Origin of the sequence: Hydrocoleum sp. CS-953 (assembly GCF_002260545.1) — a bacterium.
Taxonomy (GTDB): domain Bacteria; phylum Cyanobacteriota; class Cyanobacteriia; order Cyanobacteriales; family Microcoleaceae; genus Trichodesmium.
In genome coordinates, this window is sequence record NZ_LGSU01000022.1 from 1 (window position 1) to 1,168 (window position 1,168).

General features: G+C 32.4%; 1 protein-coding gene. It reads left to right on the forward strand.

From position 1 onward, the window contains the following. Positions 1-178: 178 nt before the first annotated feature. Positions 179-946 carry an ABC transporter permease gene (locus AFK68_RS00075; RefSeq protein ID WP_094670663.1) on the forward strand — a complete coding sequence of 256 codons (768 nt, stop codon included), beginning with the start codon at positions 179-181 and terminating at the stop codon, positions 944-946. Positions 947-1,168 lie beyond the last annotated feature (222 nt).

Sequence of the window (1,168 nt, forward strand, 5' to 3'; positions counted from 1 at the left end):
TTATTAGTTAGTTAGCGTTAATTATTCTTATGTTGAGTTCTCCCCTACTCCCCTACTCCCCTACTCCCCTACTCCCCTGCTCTCCTACTCCTAGACTCAAGAAAATTTAGAAAAGTTTTTTATCAATAGTCTAAAGATTTAGAGACAAAATCCATACTCATACTAATCCCCAAAAATAATGCCATTTATTTTACCTGAATTAATCGGCTTAATTGGATTTATAACTATATGGCAGTTAGTAGCAATCCAGTATAGTTCAATTATTTTACCTTCTCCTCTAGAAACTTTAGTAGCTTTACAAACTTTAGCTACTACAAATAAATTAACTATAGCTATTTTAACTACTAGCTTCGATGCTATTAGTGGTTTTACAATAGCAACAGTTATTGGCAGTATTTTAGGAATAATAGCTGGTATAAAGCCTTTTATTAGTCGAGCTATTAGACCTCTAATTACTGCTTTGCAAGGAGTACCACCTATTGCTTGGATTGTAATTGCATTACTTTGGTTTGGTACTGGTAATTCCACAGCAATATTTACTGTTGCTGTTGCTATTTTACCAATTATATTTATTGGTGCTGTGGAAGGTGTGAGAAATATTAATTCACAGCTTTTAGAAATGGCTAATGTTTTGAAAATGCCGATAAAAATTTTATTAGTAGATTTATATTATCCACATTTATTATCTAGTTTATTTCCTTCTATTGCATCAGGATTAGGATTAGCTTGGCGAGTGGCAATAATGTCAGAATTATTATCATCTGAAACTGGTATTGGTGCAGAAATGAATATTGCTAGAATTAATCTGGATACGGCGGAAGTTATGGCGTGGGTTCTTGTAGCGGTGGTATTGATTTTAATATCTGAATATTTAGTTATTCGTCCTATTCGTAGGTTATTAACACCTTGGCATAGGGATACCCAAGGTTCATTAATGGATAATTGATAATGGATAATTACCTCTAGTTAAAACCGTTACGGAATTGAAGATCAGGAAATATCCTAGCACTTTTTTTTCCTTGAAAAGGGGAGGCTTTAAACCAGAATTATTTAATTATTAATTATTAATAATTCGGTAAATCAGACTAAACTCTCAAACTTGACTAAATCTTTAAAATATGACTCAGTTTTGTGAATATTTGATGAATAGCAGATTCCACTCTAACCT

Excerpts from the sequence above, each read along its gene's own strand:
- AFK68_RS00075 (WP_094670663.1), top strand. The coding sequence starts at position 179 with ATGCCATTTATTTTACCTGAATTAATCGGCTTAATTGGATTTATAACT.